This window comes from Terrisporobacter othiniensis (assembly GCF_000808015.1).
Lineage (GTDB): Bacteria > Bacillota > Clostridia > Peptostreptococcales > Peptostreptococcaceae > Terrisporobacter > Terrisporobacter muris.
In genome coordinates, this window is record NZ_JWHR01000154.1 from 1 (window position 1) to 1,917 (window position 1,917).

The 1,917-nt window shown below is 28.5% G+C and carries 1 protein-coding gene and 2 rRNA genes; all 3 read right to left on the bottom strand.

The window, feature by feature from the left end; all coding sequences use genetic code 11:
- Nucleotides 1–74, bottom strand: a 16S ribosomal RNA gene (locus QX51_RS17945); the annotation flags it as partial.
- Between the two features lie 911 nt (nucleotides 75–985).
- Nucleotides 986–1,441 carry an IS200/IS605 family transposase gene (gene tnpA / locus QX51_RS17950; protein WP_039681276.1) on the bottom strand — a complete coding sequence of 152 codons (456 nt, stop codon included), beginning with the start codon at nucleotides 1,439–1,441 and terminating at the stop codon, nucleotides 986–988.
- Between the two features lie 199 nt (nucleotides 1,442–1,640).
- A 5S ribosomal RNA gene (gene rrf / locus QX51_RS17955) occupies nucleotides 1,641–1,757 on the bottom strand.
- Nucleotides 1,758–1,917 lie beyond the last annotated feature (160 nt).

Below are 1,917 nucleotides of genomic sequence, written 5' to 3' on the forward strand. Positions count from 1 at the left end.
GAGAATCGCTCGACTTGCATGTGTTAGGCACGCCGCCAGCGTTCATCCTGAGCCAGGATCAAACTCTCATAAAAAAGTTGTCCATTGCTCAGACTAATCATTATCTGAATATCTGGCTTGGTTTGTTTGTTGTTTCAGTTTAATTCTTAAAGAATTAATTTATTGTTAACCTACTGTTTAATTTTCAAAGTTCTTTGCTTGTTTCAGCTTCTTTATTTTACCAAAGCTGTTTTTCTTTGTCAACCACTTTTTCAATAAGTTTTTCGTTGGCATTTTGTCCCTGTCTCAAGGACAAGTATTACTATACCATCGTAAAATATATTGGTCAATAGTTTTTTTTAAATTTTTTTTACACCATAAATTAATAAAAACTTATTAACATAGCATATTATTTCTTATCCACATTATAAACAACTTTAATCACTGGTATATTACCAATCATATATTTTTATTCACAAGTAATCGTTGATAATGTGTATAACTTTTATTTATATTGTTTAATATATATTAATGATTTCTATTAATAATTTTATTATCATTTATTAATATACTCAAAAGAAAAATAATTATGTCCAGTTTTTAAATAATTATTTAATTACAATACTATTACCTCCTGCGTCTATTTATCATTTTTATATTTTATTTTTCAATATTCTTTAATATCACTAAAAGTCACTTTAATCATAAACAATATTCATTTAGATTCCTTACAAATATTGTTTATTTATCACTCTTTAATAATTTCATTAAATAAATTATATTTTCATTCTTTGTTAAAAATTAATTACTTAATTAAATCTTTCATTCATAATTAATTCCCACTTAGATTTTCTCAATTTAAGTTAAATAATCATAATCCACCGTAAAACGTGTGGCTTATAAACCTTTTTTGGTGACAGCGTCTAAAGGATGATGTTTTTTACTTTGTTCATACCAAAATGCCTTTTGATACTAGGTAATCCCTAAAGGGATTTTTTGTTACCAACTACCCTTTGAAATGGTCTTTATATTCTTTGACACTTAATTTATCTTTTAATATGTCTTGATTTTCTTGTTCCTGTATATATTTTTTAATTGTTGCTTCGTTAAGGCCTACGGTACTAACGTAAAATCCTTCGACCCAAAAGTGTCTATTCCCAAACTTATATTTTAGATTTGCATGTCTATCGAATATCATTAGTTCACTTTTGCCTTTCAAATATCCCATAAAACTAGATACACTCAACTTTGGTGGTATACTAACTAGCATATGTATATGATCGGGCATCAAGTGCCCTTCAATTATTTCAACACCTTTATAGTTACATAATTGTCTAATTATTTGACCTATGCTTTCTCGATATTGATTATATATGATTTTTCGTCTATACTTAGGTGTAAATATAATATGATATTTGCATAGCCATTTTGTATGAGCTAAGCTATTCGTTTTATTTGCCATAAAATCACCTTTCCTTTCATCATTTTGTAGCCTGAACAACTACATTATATCTTAGAAAAGGTGATTTTTTAGTATAACTATCGTTTCCGCATCCGCATAGCGGGTGGTTTAATATTGAGTATACATACTCAACAGGCTAAAAGCCCATAATAAAAACATACCAATTAGGTATGTTTAAACATTTATACAAAAAAAGATTACGTGGCTACGTGCTACTCTCCCAGGGGGTCGCCCCCCAAGTACCATTGCCGCTCAAGAGCTTAACTTCTGTGTTCGGAATGGGAACAGGTGTATCCTCTTTGCTATAATAACCACATAATCTTTCGATTAAAGTATTAACTTTTGTTAGTACTTTCAAAACTGCTAACATTTAATGTTTTCCATTATTTATTTTTAGCAACTGAAATCTTCCTTATAAACATATAATTAAAGATTTAGTTGGCGATATAAACCTTTAGGTTTATTTTGGTCAAGTC